A 15,674-nucleotide genomic window follows, 5' to 3' on the forward strand; every position below is an offset into this window, starting at 1 on the left:
TTTTTGTTCTTGTCTTCGCTCCCCGGGCTTTTGCCCCGCTCGCGGCGACAGGAAGAACATTACATGACTGCCGCCGCCATGTGAAATCCATTTGCCTCACCCCTTGTGAGCTGGGCAAACGTGCTTCTGGGCGCTCCTGGACACCTTGGACGCCGACACGCTCGGCGGGTCTCACCGACCCCTGGAACGCCGAAACCCCGGTCCAGTGGACCGGGGTTTCGGATCTTCGCGCGGAGGCGGAGGGATTTGAACCCTCGATGGGATTGAAGTCCCAAACCGCATTAGCAGTGCGGCGCCATAGACCGGACTAGGCGACGCCTCCCGCACAACCCCTCACGCGAGCGCGAGTGGTGCGTGCAGATGATGACACAGACGAGCGCGGTGTCACCAATCGCCCCCTACGGTACTAGGCCGATACGCCGCACTGCAAAGCCCCCGCGGACACGCAACCGGGCGGGTCGCCCCGCGTTAGGCAGGTCATGTTGCGCCGACTGCTCCTCACCGCCGCCGTGTCAGCCTCCGCCGCGCTCTCCTCGGTGCCCGGCGCCGTCGCCGGGACTCTCTCCCACGCCCCCGGCGTGTCCCCTCTACCGGCGGCGTCCCCCTCCGGATCCTCTGCCTCGTTCACCGGCGGAGGATCGTCGCTCTTCCCCGCCGGAACGCCGTCCGCGCGGGCCGTCGCCGCCGCGTCCGGCGTCGTCCTGCCGGCGCTCATGCCCCCGCCGGCCCGTCCGGAGGACTCCTCCGACCGGCTGACCGTCACCGTCGCCGGTGCGGGCGGCGGCGCGGACGGGACGTTCGAGCTGGACTGCCACCCCGCCGGCGGCACCCATCCGCGCGCGGCGGAGGCCTGCGACCGGCTGGACCGGATGACCACCTGGGGCAAGGACACCTTCGCCCCGGTGCCGCCGGACGCCCTGTGCACGATGGTCTACGGGGGCCCGGCCACCGCGCATGTCACCGGAACCTGGGCGGGGCGCCCCGTCGACGCGCGCTACGACCGCGCGAACGGGTGCGAGATCTCGCGCTGGAACGCCCTCGTGCCCGTGCTGCCCGACGCCCGCTCCTGAATGCCGGAGGGCCGAGGACACGGTGGAGTCACAGTGATCTCACGGTGCTCTCACGGTTCCGTACGGTGAAATGCGTGGTCACAGGTTCTACGCCGCTTCTGCGTCTCATATGTGTGCGACCTCCCTCTCATCCGGCATCGCGAGCGCAACCTCTGCCCGTAGACTCCCTCGCGTGACACGCCGCGGGCCGGTTGGCAAGATGGCCTCCGCGGTCGGCAAGGTGCAGTAACAGGGAGGAAGCGTCTCGTGAGCAGCAGGCCATCCCGAGGCGCTGCTCGCCTCGCAGCCATACTGGACGCGCTGCCTGATGCGCTGGTCCTGGTCAACGCCAACGGGACCGTCGTCAACGCCAACACGATCGCCCTGGAGGCCTTCGAGACCCCGGGCACGGCTCTGGTGGGCCGCGGGCTCCTCGATCTGCTTCCCGAGTTCGACTCGAAGCTGATCCCCGGCTCGATGCGGCGCCCCGACAGCACCGACGAGCGCGGGCGGACCAAGCCGACCCGGATGATCGCGCGGCGGACCGACGGCTCGGAGTTCCCGGTCGAGGTCACCAGTGCGAATCTGGAGAGCGGCCAGCAGGCCTACGACAATTACGGCCCCCTCCCCGACGAGCTGCTCATGCTCGTCGTGCGCGACCTGTCGGGCACCGTCGACACCGAGGCCGAGCTCGCGCGTTCGCAACGCCAGACCGAGATGATCCTGCGCGCGGCGGCCGAGGGTGTCGTCGGGACGGACACCGACGGCCGGGTCGTTCTCGTCAACCCCGCCGCCGCCCAGATCCTCGGATACCGGGCCAGCGATCTCGGCGGCAGGGAACTGCACACCTTGATCCTGCACTCGCGGGCGGACGGCGAGCCCTTCCCCTACGCGGAGTCGCCGCTCGCCGACACGCTGCGCTCCGGGCGCAAGCACCGGGTGCGCGGCCAGGTGCTGTGGTCGAAGTCCGGGGACAAGGTCCCGGTCGACCTGACGACCTCTCCGGTGCGCGACGGGGAGCAGCTCGTCGGCGCCGTCATGACCTTCACCGACCGGCGGCCGTACGACACCCTGGTCGAGGAGAAGGAGGCGGCCGACACCCGGCACGCCGAGGAGCTGGAGCGGATCGGCGAGGAGCACGCCGCCGAACTGGCGGAGCTGCGTGAGCGGCACACCGCCGAGCTCACCGGGCTGACCGAGGGCCACGAGGAGGAACTCGCCGCCGGCGAGGACCGGTACGCGGCGCTCGGTGAGCGGGAGAAGGACCGGTTCGAGGCGCTGACCGCCCGGCACGAGCAGTTGCTCGCCGTCCTCGGCCACTCCCTGCGCGGCCCCCTCGACCAGCTCCGTGGCGAACTCGCCAAGCTCGCCGCCGACGACGCCGGGCAGCTGTGGCCCGAGGCCAACCAGGTGCTCCACCACCTCGCGGCCGGCTACTCGCGGATCACGACGCTCGTCGACAACGTCCTCGGCTACCAGCGGCTGGACGCGGGCGTCGAGACGATCTTCCGTACGAACGTGATGCTCGACGCCGTGGTCGCGGCCGGTGTCGAAGGTGCCGTCGACCTGATCGGGCCCGGACGCGTGCAGTTCGCCGTGCACGCGCCGCCCATCGAGGCCGAGGTCGACCCGCAGCGCCTCGCGCGCGCCCTCGCCCACCTCGTCGCGGACGTCGCGGGTGTCGACGCGACCGGCAACGCGCCGGTGTCGGCGGGCGGTTACATGGACAACACGGTCGTCGTGGCGGCCGCGCAGCGCGGCGAGGTCGTCCGTATCGAGGTGCGCGGGCCGTACGCCGGGGGAGACCCGGTGCACGAGCCGATCGTGCGCGGGATCGTGCGCGCGCACGGAGGTGTGCTCCAGACGCACGAGGTGCCGGGGATGAGCGGCAGCGCGTACGTCCTGGAGGTGCCCATCGGCGGTGGGGCGGGCGCGGTCCCGTTCGACGCCGTGGCACCCGTCGGCGCCGAGGTCGCCCTTCCCGAGCAGGCCCCGCAGCAGAGCGGTGGCCGACGGCGGGCCCGGCGTGCCTCGACGGACGCCTTCCTGGAGAGCGAGGAGTCGGGGGAGTCCGGCGCGAACGCCGTCGAGGCGGCGGGCGCGACCGCTCCCACCGGGCGCCGTCGCCGGCGTGCCGCGGAGGAACAGGCGGCGGGCGAGCCGCCGGTTCCCGCGCAGGAGCAGCAGGGCGACGGCTCCGAGGACGGCTCCGGCGGTACCGGACGACGTCGTGGCCGGCCCAGCGCGGGCGACGCCCCGGGCGCGCCCGACGGGGTCGCCGAGGGCGCGGTCGTGATGGCGGGCGAGCACGGGGCGGGAACCGCCGCCGCGGGGTCCGGGCTGGGCGGGACGGTGCCTCCGCAGGGAGTGCCAGCGCCCTCCGGCCGGCGTGCGCGCCGGGACGGCGAACAGAACGCGCTGCCGGCGGCACACGCCGCGGCGGCCCCGGCCGACGGTCCCGACGAGGACGACGGCGCCCTCGACGAGGCGGGCCGGCCGACCGGGCGGCGCCGCCGTGCGCTGGCCGCGGCGGCCGAGCGTGCCGCCTCGCAGGAGACGGGCTCCCGTGCGGTGTTCGCGCTGCCGCCGGCGGAGGCGGACCGTTCGCCGGAGTACGTCCAGGCCGCGGCGCAGGCGCAGGCCGCGCAGGAACAGGCCGCCGAGGCCCACGCGGCCGAGGTCCAGGCCGCGCGGGCGCAGGTGGCCCAGGCGGCGCAGGACCAGGTGCAGGCCCAGGTGGCGCTGGCCCAGCAGCCCGACGGCCGCCACGACGCGATGCGGCACGACCCCGACGACGATCACACCCCGGCGCAGCCGCACCCGGCCGCCGCCCCGACGGGCCGGCGACGCGCCCGTCAGCTCGCCGAGGGCGCGCCCGAAGCGGCACCCGGGGCACCCGCCCAGGCCCTTCCGGTGCCGGGCGTTCCCGGACAGCCGGTATCCGCGCAGGGACTTCCCGGACAGCCAGTGCCCGCGCAGGGTGTTCCCGGGCAGCCGGTTCCCGCGCTGGGGCAGGCGGTTCCGGCGCAGGGTGTTCCCGGGCAGCCGGTTCCCGCGCTCGGACTTCCCGGGCAGCCGGTTCCCGCGCTCGGGCAGGCGGTTCCGGCACAGGGGCTTTCCGCGCAGGCCGTCCCGGCGCAGGGTTCCGCGCCCGCTCCGGCGGCCCAGCCCTGGCCGGACGCGAACACCACCGGCGCCGGCGCGCAGCCCGCGCTCCCGGCGGCGACCTCGGTGAACGGGGCGGCCCCGGCCGCTCCGGCGGCGGCTCCCGCCCCGCTCCCCCCGGAGCGCCCGGCCGCGCGGGTCGCCCAGCCGCTGCCCGCCGAGGCGACGCCCACGTCCGCAGCAGCCGACCCCAACTCGACGCAGGGCCGTGCCATAAGCGTGCGCACGCTCGGCCAGGGCGTCCCGTTCGCCCGTCAGGCCCCGGCGGCCCATCCGGGCAGCGGCGTCCAGGCCCCGACTCCTCCCCCGCACGCGACGAACGGCGCGGGCCGCCGCCGCAAGCTCGCCACTCCGCCCGAGCCCGCCGCCGAGCGCCCGGAGACCGCCGCTCGCGCCCTTCCGCAGGGCACCCAGCCCGGTGGCGGACCCCGGCGGCCCGGTACCACCGAGGGCGCCGGACGGTCCTACGCCATAGGAGCGCCGGACGAGAACGCCGCCGAGGGCCCCGAGCCGCTCGACGGTCCCGGCGGTGCCGTCGAGGTCGCCGACGCGCCGCAGCCGCGGCCCGTGGACGACGAACTGCCCCCGGAGCCGCTGGACAACCCGCGGCGGCTGCTCGTGTGGCCGGCGCCCGACGCCGGCACCCAGCAGGCGCTGAGCGACCGCGGCTACCGGCCGGTCATCGTGAACTCGCGCGAGGAGGTCGACGCGCAGATCGCCGCGTTCCCCGCGGCGCTGTTCGTCGACCCGCTGACCGGTCCGATCACCCGCACGGCGCTGCAGTCGCTGCGCCAGGCCGCCGTGGCGGCGGAGGTTCCTGTCCTGGTGACGGCCGGACTCGGACAGGCGACGCGCGAGGCGGCGTACGGCGCCGACCCCGCCGTGCTCCTGAAGGCGCTCGCTCCGCGCGACTCCGAGCAGCACCCGCCGCGCGTGCTCCTCATCGAGGAGCACGCGGAGATCGCGCTCGCGCTGACGGCGACGCTGGAGCGGCGCGGGATGCAGGTCGCGCGCGCCTCGACGGACGAGGACGCGGTCACGCTGGCCGCGCAGATGCGGCCGAACCTCGTGGTGATGGACCTGTTGCAGGTACGGCGCCGACGGGCCGGGATCGTCGACTGGCTGCGTGCAAACGGGCAGTTGAACCGCACACCGCTCGTCGTCTACACCGCCGCCGTCGACGCGTCCGAGCTGCCGCGGCTGGCCGCGGGGGAGTCGGTGCTGTTCCTCGCCGAGCGCTCGACGAGCGACGAGGTCCAGGACCGGATCGTCGACCTCCTGGCCCGTATCGGCACCAACTAGGCCGTACGAGCCGTCGTACGACCGCGCCGTGGGGCCCCGTGCCCGTACGACCGTGAACACGCGCAGGCCGGGCGGGGAACCCTGGGGTTCCCCGCCCGGCCTGCGCGTTCAGGTCGTCCTCAGAGCTTGGTCACGTCCAGGCTGCCCTCGGCGTACTGCTTGCGGATCACCTTCTTGTCGAACTTGCCGACGCTCGTCTTCGGGACGGCCTCGACGATCGACCAGCGCTCGGGGAGCTGCCACTTGGCGATCCTGCCCTCCTCGGCGAGGAAGGCGCGCAGGGTCTCGAAGTCGGCGGCGGAGCCCTCCCTCAGGACGACGGTGGCCAGCGGGCGCTCGCCCCACTTCTCGTCGGGGACGGCCACGACCGCGGCCTCGGTCACGTCCGGGTGGGACATGAGGGCGTTCTCCAGGTCGACCGAGGAGATCCACTCGCCGCCCGACTTGATGACGTCCTTGGCGCGGTCGGTGAGGGTCAGGAAGCCGTCGGCGCTGATCGTGCCGACGTCACCGGTCTTGAGCCAGCCGTCCTCGCTGAACTTGTCGGCGGGGCGCAGCGGTTCCCCGTCGTTGCCGCCGTAGTAGGCGCCGGCGATCCACGGCCCCCGGACCTCCAGCTCGCCCGCGGACTCGCCGTCCCACGGGAGCCGTTCGCCGCCGGGGCCGGTGAGACGGGCCTCGACGCCCGCCGGGAAGCGGCCCTGGGTGAGGCGGTAGGCGAACTCCTCCTCCGTGCCCACCGCGTGGGCCGGCGGGCGGGCGACGGTGCCGAGCGGGGAGGTCTCGGTCATGCCCCAGGCGTGGCTGACCCGCATGCCCAGATCGTCGAAGGCGGCCATGAGCGAGGGCGGGCAGGCCGAGCCGCCGATCGTGACCTGGGCGAGGGAGGAGACGTCACGGGGCTTCGCGGTCAGCTCGGCGAGCAGTCCCTGCCAGATCGTCGGGACGGCGGCGGCGTGCGTGGGCCGCTCGCTCTCGATCATCTCGGCGAGCGGCGCGGGCTGGAGGAAACGGTCCGGCATCAGCATGTTGATGCCGGACATGAAGGTCGCGTGCGGCAGGCCCCAGGCGTTGACGTGGAACTGCGGGACCACGACGAGGGTCGTGTCGCAGTCGGTGAGCCCCATCGACTGGGCCATGTTCACCTGCATGGAGTGCAGGTAGATCGAACGGTGGGAGTACACCACGCCCTTGGGGTCCCCGGTGGTCCCGGAGGTGTAGCACATGGCCGCGGCCTGCCGTTCGTCGATCTCCGGCCAGTCGAAGACGTCCGGCTTGCCGGCGAGCAGTTCCTCGTAGTCGTGGACCCGCACGCCCGTCCCGTCGAGCACCGAACGGTCTCCGGGGCCCGAGACCACCACGTGCTCCACCGTCGGGAGCTGGGGGAGGAGCGGCGCGATGAGCGGGAGCAGCGAACCGTTGGCGAGGACGACGCGGTCGGCCGCGTGGTTGACGATGAAGACGAGCTGCTCGGCCGGGAGGCGGAGGTTCAGGGTGTGCAGCACGGCGCCCATGGCGGGGATCGCGAAGTACGCCTCGACGTGCTCGGCGTTGTTCCACATCAGGGTCGCGACGCGCTCGTCGCCCGTGACCCCCAGGTCGTCGCGCAGGGCGTGCGCGAGCCGGTGCGCGCGCCGGGCGGCCTCGCGGAAGCTGCGGCGGTGCGGTTCGGCCTCGCCCGTCCAGGTCGTGATCTGCGACCCTCCGTGCACCAGCGCCCCGTGCTCCAGAATGCGGGTCACAGTCAGCGGTACGTCCTGCATCGTGCTCAGCACGGCGTCCTCCCGGGGGCGACATTGCCTACGCGGTAGTAATGGTTGCGCTGATTCTGCGCACATACCGCGCGGTATGTCACTAGGCCCCGGAATGATCGATCACCTCAGGGCCTGCTCGGCGGCCGGACGGAGGCCCTGCTGAGGGGCGACCGGCGGACGGGCCACTTCCTGACGGACGGGGATCAGCTCGGGGTCCTCGCGCAGTTTGCCCAGCGCACGGGAGACGGCCGACTTGACCGTGCCGACGGAGACCCCGAGGACCTCCGCGGTCCGAGCCTCGCTCAGGTCCTCGTAATAGCGCAGCACCACCATCGCCCGCTGCCGCGCCGGCAGTTTCATGATCGCCCGCCACATCGCGTCGTGCAGGGCCTGCTGCTCGGCGGGGTCGGCGGCCGGGAGGCCCTCCGGCTCCGGCAGCTCCTCGCAGACGAACTCGTCGACCTTGCGCTTGCGCCACTGCGACGTCCGTGTGTTCAGCAGCGCGCGCCGTACGTAGCCGTCCAGCGCCCGGTGGTCCTCGATCCGGTCCCAGGCGACGTACGTCTTCGTCAGGGCCGTCTGCAGCAGGTCCTCCGCGTCGCTCGGGTTCGCGGTGAGCGACCGGGCGGTACGCAGCAGGACCGGCTGCCGCGCCTTCACGTACGACGAGAACGACGGGTACGAAAGGGTCCGGGCCGCCCCGGTGGCGGCGTTCGCGGCGCTCGTGCAGACGAGTGTGGTCATGGCTCCACGCTAGGTTCGCCCCCTCGTCCGGCGGATCGGCCGCAGGTCCCGAAGCGGTGTCCGCCTCAGGTTGTAGAGACGGGGTCGGTCCCACCTCCTGAAGGTGGACAAGCGGGTCAGCCCGTCTGAGGGTTGACCCCTGAGAGACGGCCGCCGGACGCGGTTCGGTCCGGTGGGTGGGTCGGGGCCGTGCCGGTGCATCAGCCCGTCGCCGTTGGACGGAGATGTGCCCGTCGGTGGCGACGGGCATCGATGTACCGGCACGTCCCCGACGGCGCGTTCCCGGCTGTGGGTGCGGGATCCAGACGGTCACAGCCCCGGCCGGGGAAGTCCCAACCCCGGCCGCAGCGAGTTTCAGCGCCGGCCGGGGAAAGTTTCAGCCCCTCCGGCGTTTGAGGAGCGGGGTCTGGGGCGGAGCCCCAGGGGGCGGCCTCCCCGCGGGGCGCCTTTTCGGGTGCCGGGCAAGATTCAGCCCCTCCGGCGATTGAGGAGCCGGGGTCTGGGGCGGAGCCCCAGGTGCGATGGGGGTCCCCCCTGGTCGAGCGAAGCCGAGACCTTGGGGGAGGGTAGGGGCGGAGGGGGCGAGAGAAGAGGGGTGGGGTCCCCCGGGCGGGCGGGTCGGAGTCTCGCCCGGCCGGGCGGGGCGGTCCTTCGGGGCCGGGAAGCCGCCGGTGGCCACCGGGCCTCAGCGGGGGTGATTCCTGGTGGCAGGGTTCTCAGGCGTCGGAGCCGAGGATCAGGCCCGAGGTCGGGACGCCGGTTCCCGCGGTCACCAGGACGCGGCCGGCGCCCGGTATCTGGTTCACGGACGTGCCGCGCAGTTGTCGTACGGCCTCCGCGATCCCGTTCATCCCGTGCAGATAGGCCTCCCCGAGCTGGCCCCCGTGCGTGTTCAGCGGCAGCCTCTCCTCGGCGACGAAGTCCGCGGCCTCCCCCGGCTTGCAGAAGCCGAACTCCTCGAGCTGCATCAGGACGAACGGCGTGAAGTGGTCGTACAGGATGCCCACGTCGATGTCCGCCGGGCTCATCCCCGCGGTGCGCCACAGTTGCCGGGCCACCACGCCCATCTCCGGAAGCCCGGTCAGCTCGTCGCGGTAGAAACTGGTCATCTGCTCCTGGGCGCGGCCCGCTCCCTGGGCGGCGGCCGCGACCACCGCCGGAGGGCGCCGCAGGTCGCGGGCCCGTTCCACGGTGGTGATCACCAGGGCCTGACCGCCGTCGGTCTCCTGACAGCAGTCCAGCAGCCGCAGGGGCTCCACGATCCACCGTGAGGCCGCGTGCTCGGCGAGCGTGATCGGTCTGCCGTGGAAGTACGCGGCCGGGTTCGTCGCCGCGTACTTCCGGTCCACCACCGCGACATGACCGAACGCCTCGGGGGTCAGTCCGTACGTGTGCAGATACCGCTGGGCCGCCATCGCCACCCAGGAGGCCGGGGTGAGCAGACCGAACGGCAGGGCCCAGCCCAGCGCCGCGCCCTCCGCCGACGGCTCCCGCCGCTGCACTCCCGAGCCGAATCTGCGCCCCGACCGCTCGTTGAACGCCCGGTAGCAGACCACGACCTCGGCGACGCCGGTGGCGACCGCGAGCGCCGCCTGCTGGACGGTCGCGCACGCCGCGCCGCCGCCGTAGTGGACGCGCGAGAAGAACGACAGCTCTCCGATCCCGGCGGCCTGCGCGACGGTGATCTCGGGGCTGGTGTCCATCGTGAACGTCACCAGGCCGTCCACGTCCCCCGGCGTCAGTCCCGCGTCGTCGAGCGCGGCCCGCACCGCCTCGACCGCCAGCCGCAGCTCGCTGCGCCCCGAATCCTTGGAGAACTCGGTGGCCCCGATACCCACGATCGCCGCCCGCCCGCCGAGGCCGTCCCGCCTGCGCACGCTCATGCCGCACCGCCCGCCGGGACCGTCACCGTCACCGTGCCCATGACGTGCCGGCCGATGCCGTTGGCGCCGAGGATCCTGACCGTCGCCGTGTCGCCCTCGACCTCCTCGACGGAGCCCGTCAACACCATCGTGTCTCCTGGGTGGTTGGGGGCGCCGAGCCGTATCGCCACCCCGCGCAGCACGGCGGCCGGACCGAAGTGATCGGTCACGTACCGGCCGACCAGGCCGTTGGTCGTCAGGATGTTCATGAAGATGTCCGGCGATCCCTTCGCCCGCGCCAGGTCCGCGTCGTGATGGACGTCCTGGTAGTCCCGTGAGGCGATCGCCCCGGCCACGATCAGCGTGCGGGTGATCTCGATCTCCAGCGGCGGCAGCACGTCGCCCACTCTCATGTCTCCACCTTCCCGTTCGCGATCAACTCCCCCAGTTCCTGGAGGAGTTCGCCTCCGCAGCCCAGATACGCGTCCAGTTGCCTGCCCCACAGGAAGTGCCGGTGCACGGGGTGCCCGAGGTCGGCGCCCGCCCCTCCGTGCAGATGCTGGCCCGTGTGCACCACCCGCCGACCGGCCTCGGACGCCCACCAGGCGGCCGTGAGAGCGTGCGTCGCGTACGGCAGCCCCTCGTCGCGTCGCCACGCGGCCTCGTACGCCGTCACCCGTATCGCCTCGATGTCCATGTACGCGTCGGCGGCGCGCAGTTGGACTCCCTGCCGGGCCGCGAGCGGCTGCCCGAACTGCTCACGCGTGTTGGTGTGCTCGACCGCCCGGGCCAGCGAACCCGCGCACACCCCGGCCTGGAGCCCGGCGAAGGCCGTACGGGCCGTCGCCAGCAGGTCCTCGTACGCCCCCGCCGCGCCCAGCGCCTCCCCCAGCGTCCCGTCCAGCGTCAGCCGCCCCGCCGACCAGGGGGCGGTCAGCTCGACCGGCTCGCTCGCCGCCGCCTCCGCCGTGCGGACCAGCCAGAGTCGGCGGCGGTCGTCGGCGACGAGCACATGGGTGGCTTCGCGCAGCCAGGGCACGGCGGGAAGAACCCCGGTCAGCATCCCGAAGACGGAGCGGGAGGAAGAGGGGGAGGAGACAGTGGGGGAAGAGGGAGAGGGGGAGGAGGGGGAGGAGGGGGAGGAAGAGGGGGAGGGGGAGGAGGAACCGGGGAGGGGTGCGGAGGCGGACGGGGCTGGTGCGTCCGATATCGCGCCGGTCACCACCACCGTTCCGTCGGCGATCCCCGGCAGCAGCCGTTCGCGCTGCTCCGGTGACCCGTGCGCCGTCACCGCGAGCAGTCCGTACACACAGCTCGCGGCGAACGGCACCTGGGCCGTGACCCGCCCCTGCTCCTCCAGCAGCAGGACGAGCCCGAGGAGCCCGGTGTCCGCGACGGCCCCCACGAGTCCGGCGGCGCACAGCTCCTTCCACAGTCCGGCGTCACTGCCCGTACCGGCCGCGGCGAGGCGTTCGTGGGTGGAGTGGTCGCCGAGGATCCGCGCGGCCAGGTCCGCGGCGGCGGACTGCTCCTCGGTGGGCGTGAAGTCCATGTCAGCTCCCTTCGCCCGGGGCTCCGACGGCAGCGGTGGCGGCCCGGAAGACGGGCAGTTCCACGTCCTCGCCGTAGCGCCGGAATTCGAGCCGCACGGGCATCCCGATCCGCACCTCGTCGTACGGCACCCCCACCACGTTGCTCACGATCCGCACGCCCTCGGCGAGCTCGACCAGGGCGACGGCGTAGGGCGGGTCGAAGGCCGGGAACGGCGGATGATGCATGACGACGTACGAGTACACGGTCCCCTCGCCGCCCGACTCGACGGTGTCCCAGTCCGGGCCGCCGCACGCCCCGCACCCGGGCAGCCAGGGGAACCGCAGCGTCCCGCACGCGGTGCAGCGCTGGATGAGCAGCCGATGCCGTCCGACGCCCTCCCAGAACCCGGCGTTGTCCCGGTTGACCACCGGACGCGGACGCCCGCTCCGCGGCTCCGCTCTGTCCGCCGGGACCGGTGCGGCGTCCGCGTCTCGCGGACTCCGGCGCGCCGGCGCGTACTTGAGGATGCGGAATCTGTGCGTCCCGGCGAGTTCGCCGCCCGCCCGGATGTCCATCCGCGTGGTGACGAAGTACCCCGTGCCGAGTTTGGTCGTCTTGCGTCCGGACACCGACTCGATCATCGAGTCGAAGGTGATCTCGTCCCCGGGGCGCAGCGGCCGCAGGTATTCCTGTTCGCAGTCGGTGGCGACGATCGAGGTGTATCCGGCGCCGTCGAGCAGGGCGAACAGCTCGTCGTAGGTCTCTGAACGGCCCGGCCGGCCGGCGTGGCCGGAGAGGCCGCTCATCGTCCACACCTGGAGCATGGTGGGCGGGGCCACCGCGTCCGGCCCCGTGTAGGCCGGGTTGGTGTCGCCCATGGCCTCGCACCAGTGCCGGATCATCGGCGCGTTGACCGGGTCCCGGCCGACGCCCCCGGCGGTGGCCTCACGCCCCTGGTACTCCTTCAGACGCGCCGACAGCTCGTCCCCGTCGGGCCCGCCGCCCCGGGACCCGGCTTCGTCCCGGCCGGCCCTTTCCCGCCCGGCCATGGACCCCCCGGCCCCTTCCCGCCCGGCTTCGTCCCGCCCTGTCTCTTCCCGCGCCACGCCGTCTGGCACGACGCCGTGTCCCGTCGCCTGGCCCTCGCCGGGCGCGGCCCGGCCGCTCACCGCCGCCCCCGCCGCATACCGAGCCGCATCGTCGCGACGATCTCCCGTTGCACCTCGCTCACCCCGCCCCCGAACGTGTTGATCTGGGCCGCCCTGTTCATCCGCTCCAGTGCGCCGCCCCCGAACGCCCCGGCGGAGCCGGAGCGGACCAGGGCTTCCGGTCCCACGACGTGCTGGCACATCCGGTACACCGCGACCGCGGATTCGGTCCCCATGACCTTCACGCCGCTCGCGTCCCCGGGTGCCGGTCCGCCCGCCCCCACGTCCCCCACCAGACGCCAGTTGAGCAGGCGGGACGCCGCCAGCCGGGCGTGCACCTCGGCGAGCTGCGAGCGCACCCACGGCTCGTCCGCGGCGCGCCTCCCCGTCACCGGGTCGGGGGTGCGGGCCGCCTCCAGCGCGGCCGCGTAGAAGTCCTCTGCCTGCATGCCGATCGCGGCGAGCGCGACCCGCTCGTGGTTGAGCTGGCTGGTGATGAGTCCCCAGCCGCCGTTCTCCTCGCCGACGAGGTTCCCGGCCGGGACGCGGATCCCGTCGTAGTAGGTCGCCGTGGTGATCTGGCCGCCCACGGTCTCGATCGGTGTCCACGAGAAGCCGGGAACGTCGGTGGGGACGAGCAGGATCGAGATGCCGCGGTGCCTGGGCGTTTCCGGGTCGGTCCGGCAGGCGAGCCAGATCCAGTCGGCGTTCTGGGCGTTGGACGTGAAGATCTTCTGCCCGTCGATCCGCCAGAGCCCTCCCCCGGCGCCGTTCTCCCCGGTCTCGCGGACGGCGCGGGTGCGCAGCGAGGCGAGGTCGGTGCCGGCCGACGGTTCCGAGTACCCGATGGCGAAGACGAGCTCGCCCTTCAGGATGCGCGGCAGGAAGAACTCCTTCTGCTCCTCGCTGCCGTACTTCATGAGGGTCGGTCCGACGGTGTTCAGCGTGACCATCGAGACGGGCGCGCCGGCCCGGTGGGCCTCGTCGAAGAAGACGAACTGCTCGTCCGCTCCGCGCCCCTGCCCGCCGTACGCGACCGGCCAGCCGAGCCCGAGCAGACCGTCGGCCCCGATGCGGCGCAGCAGCGCCCGCTGCCGGGCGGGGTCGTCGGCGGACGGCGGTCCGTCCGGCATCAGATCCCGGAAGTACGTGCGGAGTTCGGCGCGCAGCCGCTGCTGGCGCTCGGTGGGGGCGAGGTGCACGGCGGCGGCCCTCCCGGACCTCGTACGAACAAGGTTTTCTGACTGTCCGTCAGATACCGTTGCCTGTCAAGGTCGTGGGCCCGGCCCCGGGACACGTCCGCGCGACGGCGCCGAAGCACCGTCGCGCGGACCTTGAGAATCCCCCCGTCCCGCCCCACCCCGCCTCACTCCACCCCGTCCCACCCCATCCCGCCCCACTCCACCCCGTCCCGCCTCGCTGCACCCCGGCGCAGCACCCCCGCCCCGGAACCCCACCCCACGAACAAGCCCCCCCGGCCGACGGAAGTCCGTCGGCCCCGCTCGTCAGAGTCGGGCGAAGGTGACGACGACGTTCGCGTTGCCCTGGTTGAGGGCCGTGGGCGCGGAGCCGTTCACCTGGGCCGTATCGCTCTGATTCGAGGCTCCGGTGCCGACCGCCTGTTGTTGGGTGCCGGAGGAGTTGCCGCTGTTGTCGCGTCCGACTCCGTCGCCGGCGGTCGCCACTCCCGCGTTCGATCCGGTGTCCGCGACGGCGCCGTTGTCGGCCGCGGCGGCGGCGAGAACGCGAGCGGTACGGATGGTTGCCATGCGAGTTCCTCCAGAAGCGGTCGCACGCACCGGCGTCGAGCCGGACGTACGGGAAATTCGGCTTGTTCCAGGGCGGTTGGCCGGCCGCCCCGGCGCTGTCCACGACGTCGCGAGTCCAGAGTTGCCCAGGTCATCCCGGGTGAACCACACCGGAAGCCGCTATTCCCCCGCAAGCGTGAGGACATGTCGATAAACCCCCTTCACGGACACGAAACCCCTGCTCAGACCCCTGCCGACCGAGAGGCCCTGACCCCGCAACCGCTGAAGCGTTCCGGCACCTTTCCGGCCGTTCCCGCCTCTCACCCGACCGGCCCCCGAGCGGACCGGAAGAGCCCTTCCCTTTCTCGAACACTCGTACGATTATGGAGCCATGGCCACCATCGACCGGCGGGCCACCACTCTGGCCCTGGCTCACGCCCTGTCCGCAGCTGAGCGCGGACTCGCGGTGATCCCGCTGTCCCGTACGAAGCTCCCGGCCCTGCGCTCCCCCCACCGCGACGACCCCGACCCCCGACCGTGCCACGGCGAATGCGGCCGCTTCGGGCACGGCGTGTACGACGCCTCGATCGAACCCCGGCGCATCCGCGAACTCTTCGCCGCCGCCCCCTGGGCCACCGGCTACGGCATCGCCTGCGGGCTGCACCCGCACCACCTCATCGGCGTCGACCTCGACACCAAGTCCGACACCGACTCCTCGACCGCCCTGCGCGAACTGGCCCTGCGCCATCTCTTCACGATCCCGGACACGGTCGTCGTCGTGACTCCCAGCGGCGGCCGTCATCTGTGGCTGAGCGGACCGCCGGACGTCGTCGTCCCCAACTCGGCGAGCCGGCTCGCCCCCGGCATCGACATCCGCGGCGCCGGCGGCTACCTCGTCGGCCCCGGCTCACGCACCGAACAGGGCGTGTACGGAACGGCTCCCGGCACCTCCGGGCTCGCACCGGCGCCCTGCCCGCCCGAACTCCTGCGTCTGCTCCTGCCCCCGCCCACGCCTCCGGCCCGCGACCGCCGCTCCACGGACTCCGCGCATTCCGCGCATTCCGCGCATTCCGTGAACGAACGACAGGGCCAGGGGCTGGTCCAGTTCGTCCTCGCCGCCCACGAGGGCCAGCGGAACACCCGTCTCTTCTGGGCCGCCTGCCGCGCCTACGAGAACGGCTTCGGCCCCCAGCTCACCGCCCCGCTCGTCCGGGCCGCCGTCCGCACGGGCCTGACCGAACGAGAGGCCCGCTCCACGATCGCCTCGGCGGCCCGGATGACCGCCCCTCCGCCCCGGCGGCAGCCCGACGGGGGGTGATCCCGCACCGGGTGAACGCGCCCGGACCGCGGTGGACGGACACGACGAAGG

The 15,674-nt window shown here is 73.3% G+C and carries 11 protein-coding genes and 1 tRNA gene; 3 read left to right on the top strand and 9 right to left on the bottom strand.

Going from position 1 to position 15,674, the window contains the following annotated elements:
* Positions 1–231: 231 nt before the first annotated feature.
* Positions 232–322: transfer RNA gene (locus tag ACIQ7M_RS31530), tRNA-Ser, on the bottom strand.
* A gap of 157 nt (positions 323–479) precedes the next feature.
* Here ACIQ7M_RS31530 and ACIQ7M_RS31535 point away from each other — a divergent pair.
* Together ACIQ7M_RS31535 and ACIQ7M_RS31540 are read left to right on the top strand one after the other, a co-directional pair.
* Positions 480–1,070 (top strand): SSI family serine proteinase inhibitor, encoded by a 591-nt coding sequence (locus tag ACIQ7M_RS31535; protein WP_403650779.1) that lies wholly within the window; start codon positions 480–482, stop codon positions 1,068–1,070.
* 246 nt (positions 1,071–1,316) lie between these two features.
* Positions 1,317–5,516 carry a PAS domain-containing protein gene (locus ACIQ7M_RS31540; RefSeq protein ID WP_403650781.1) on the top strand — a complete coding sequence of 1,400 codons (4,200 nt, stop codon included), beginning with the start codon at positions 1,317–1,319 and terminating at the stop codon, positions 5,514–5,516.
* A gap of 119 nt (positions 5,517–5,635) precedes the next feature.
* On the opposite strand, the gene ACIQ7M_RS31545 is transcribed toward ACIQ7M_RS31540, so the two are convergent.
* The 8 genes from ACIQ7M_RS31545 to ACIQ7M_RS31580 all read right to left on the bottom strand — a co-directional run bounded on the left by ACIQ7M_RS31545 (position 5,636) and on the right by ACIQ7M_RS31580 (position 14,326).
* Positions 5,636–7,279 carry a long-chain fatty acid--CoA ligase gene (locus tag ACIQ7M_RS31545; RefSeq protein WP_386989666.1) on the bottom strand — a complete coding sequence of 548 codons (1,644 nt, stop codon included), beginning with the start codon at positions 7,277–7,279 and terminating at the stop codon, positions 5,636–5,638.
* Positions 7,280–7,390: 111 nt separating this feature from the next.
* Positions 7,391–8,014, bottom strand: a complete 624-nt coding sequence (locus tag ACIQ7M_RS31550) for a SigE family RNA polymerase sigma factor (RefSeq protein ID WP_403650783.1) — start codon at positions 8,012–8,014, stop codon at positions 7,391–7,393.
* A 716-nt stretch (positions 8,015–8,730) separates the two neighbouring features.
* Positions 8,731–9,897: a lipid-transfer protein gene (locus tag ACIQ7M_RS31555; protein WP_403650785.1), complete on the bottom strand. Its 1,167-nt coding sequence runs from the start codon at positions 9,895–9,897 to the stop codon at positions 8,731–8,733.
* On the bottom strand, positions 9,894–10,289 hold the full coding sequence (locus ACIQ7M_RS31560) for a MaoC family dehydratase (protein ID WP_355768796.1): 396 nt from the start codon (positions 10,287–10,289) through the stop codon (positions 9,894–9,896). The genes ACIQ7M_RS31555 and ACIQ7M_RS31560 overlap by 4 nt, the downstream gene beginning before the upstream one ends.
* The gene (locus ACIQ7M_RS31565; RefSeq protein WP_403650788.1) at positions 10,286–11,428 is read right to left on the bottom strand and encodes an acyl-CoA dehydrogenase family protein; all 1,143 of its coding nucleotides are present in this window, start codon (positions 11,426–11,428) and stop codon (positions 10,286–10,288) included. The genes ACIQ7M_RS31560 and ACIQ7M_RS31565 overlap by 4 nt, the downstream gene beginning before the upstream one ends.
* Position 11,429: 1 nt before the next feature.
* On the bottom strand, positions 11,430–12,458 hold the full coding sequence (locus tag ACIQ7M_RS31570; protein WP_403650790.1) for a bifunctional MaoC family dehydratase N-terminal/OB-fold nucleic acid binding domain-containing protein: 1,029 nt from the start codon (positions 12,456–12,458) through the stop codon (positions 11,430–11,432).
* Between the two features lie 116 nt (positions 12,459–12,574).
* Complete coding sequence (locus ACIQ7M_RS31575; RefSeq protein WP_403650792.1) at positions 12,575–13,759, bottom strand: acyl-CoA dehydrogenase family protein; 1,185 nt, start codon at positions 13,757–13,759, stop codon at positions 12,575–12,577.
* A 303-nt stretch (positions 13,760–14,062) separates the two neighbouring features.
* Positions 14,063–14,326: a hypothetical protein gene (locus ACIQ7M_RS31580; RefSeq protein WP_403650794.1), complete on the bottom strand. Its 264-nt coding sequence runs from the start codon at positions 14,324–14,326 to the stop codon at positions 14,063–14,065.
* A 370-nt stretch (positions 14,327–14,696) separates the two neighbouring features.
* Between ACIQ7M_RS31580 and ACIQ7M_RS31585 the strand changes: the two genes are divergently transcribed.
* The gene (locus tag ACIQ7M_RS31585; RefSeq protein WP_403650796.1) at positions 14,697–15,623 is read left to right on the top strand and encodes a bifunctional DNA primase/polymerase; all 927 of its coding nucleotides are present in this window, start codon (positions 14,697–14,699) and stop codon (positions 15,621–15,623) included.
* Positions 15,624–15,674 lie beyond the last annotated feature (51 nt).

Source organism: Streptomyces sp. NPDC096324 (assembly GCF_044763015.1).
Lineage (GTDB): Bacteria > Actinomycetota > Actinomycetes > Streptomycetales > Streptomycetaceae > Streptomyces.

Coding starts and splice junctions, on each gene's coding strand:
- ACIQ7M_RS31535 (WP_403650779.1), top strand. CDS start 480: ATGTTGCGCCGACTGCTCCTCACCGCCGCCGTGTCAGCCTCCGCCGCG.
- ACIQ7M_RS31545 (WP_386989666.1), bottom strand. CDS start 7,279: ATGCAGGACGTACCGCTGACTGTGACCCGCATTCTGGAGCACGGGGCG.
- ACIQ7M_RS31550 (WP_403650783.1), bottom strand. CDS start 8,014: ATGACCACACTCGTCTGCACGAGCGCCGCGAACGCCGCCACCGGGGCG.
- ACIQ7M_RS31555 (WP_403650785.1), bottom strand. CDS start 9,897: ATGAGCGTGCGCAGGCGGGACGGCCTCGGCGGGCGGGCGGCGATCGTG.
- ACIQ7M_RS31560 (WP_355768796.1), bottom strand. CDS start 10,289: ATGAGAGTGGGCGACGTGCTGCCGCCGCTGGAGATCGAGATCACCCGC.
- ACIQ7M_RS31565 (WP_403650788.1), bottom strand. CDS start 11,428: ATGGACTTCACGCCCACCGAGGAGCAGTCCGCCGCCGCGGACCTGGCC.
- ACIQ7M_RS31570 (WP_403650790.1), bottom strand. CDS start 12,458: ATGGCCGGGCGGGAAAGGGCCGGCCGGGACGAAGCCGGGTCCCGGGGC.
- ACIQ7M_RS31580 (WP_403650794.1), bottom strand. CDS start 14,326: ATGGCAACCATCCGTACCGCTCGCGTTCTCGCCGCCGCCGCGGCCGAC.
- ACIQ7M_RS31585 (WP_403650796.1), top strand. CDS start 14,697: ATGGCCACCATCGACCGGCGGGCCACCACTCTGGCCCTGGCTCACGCC.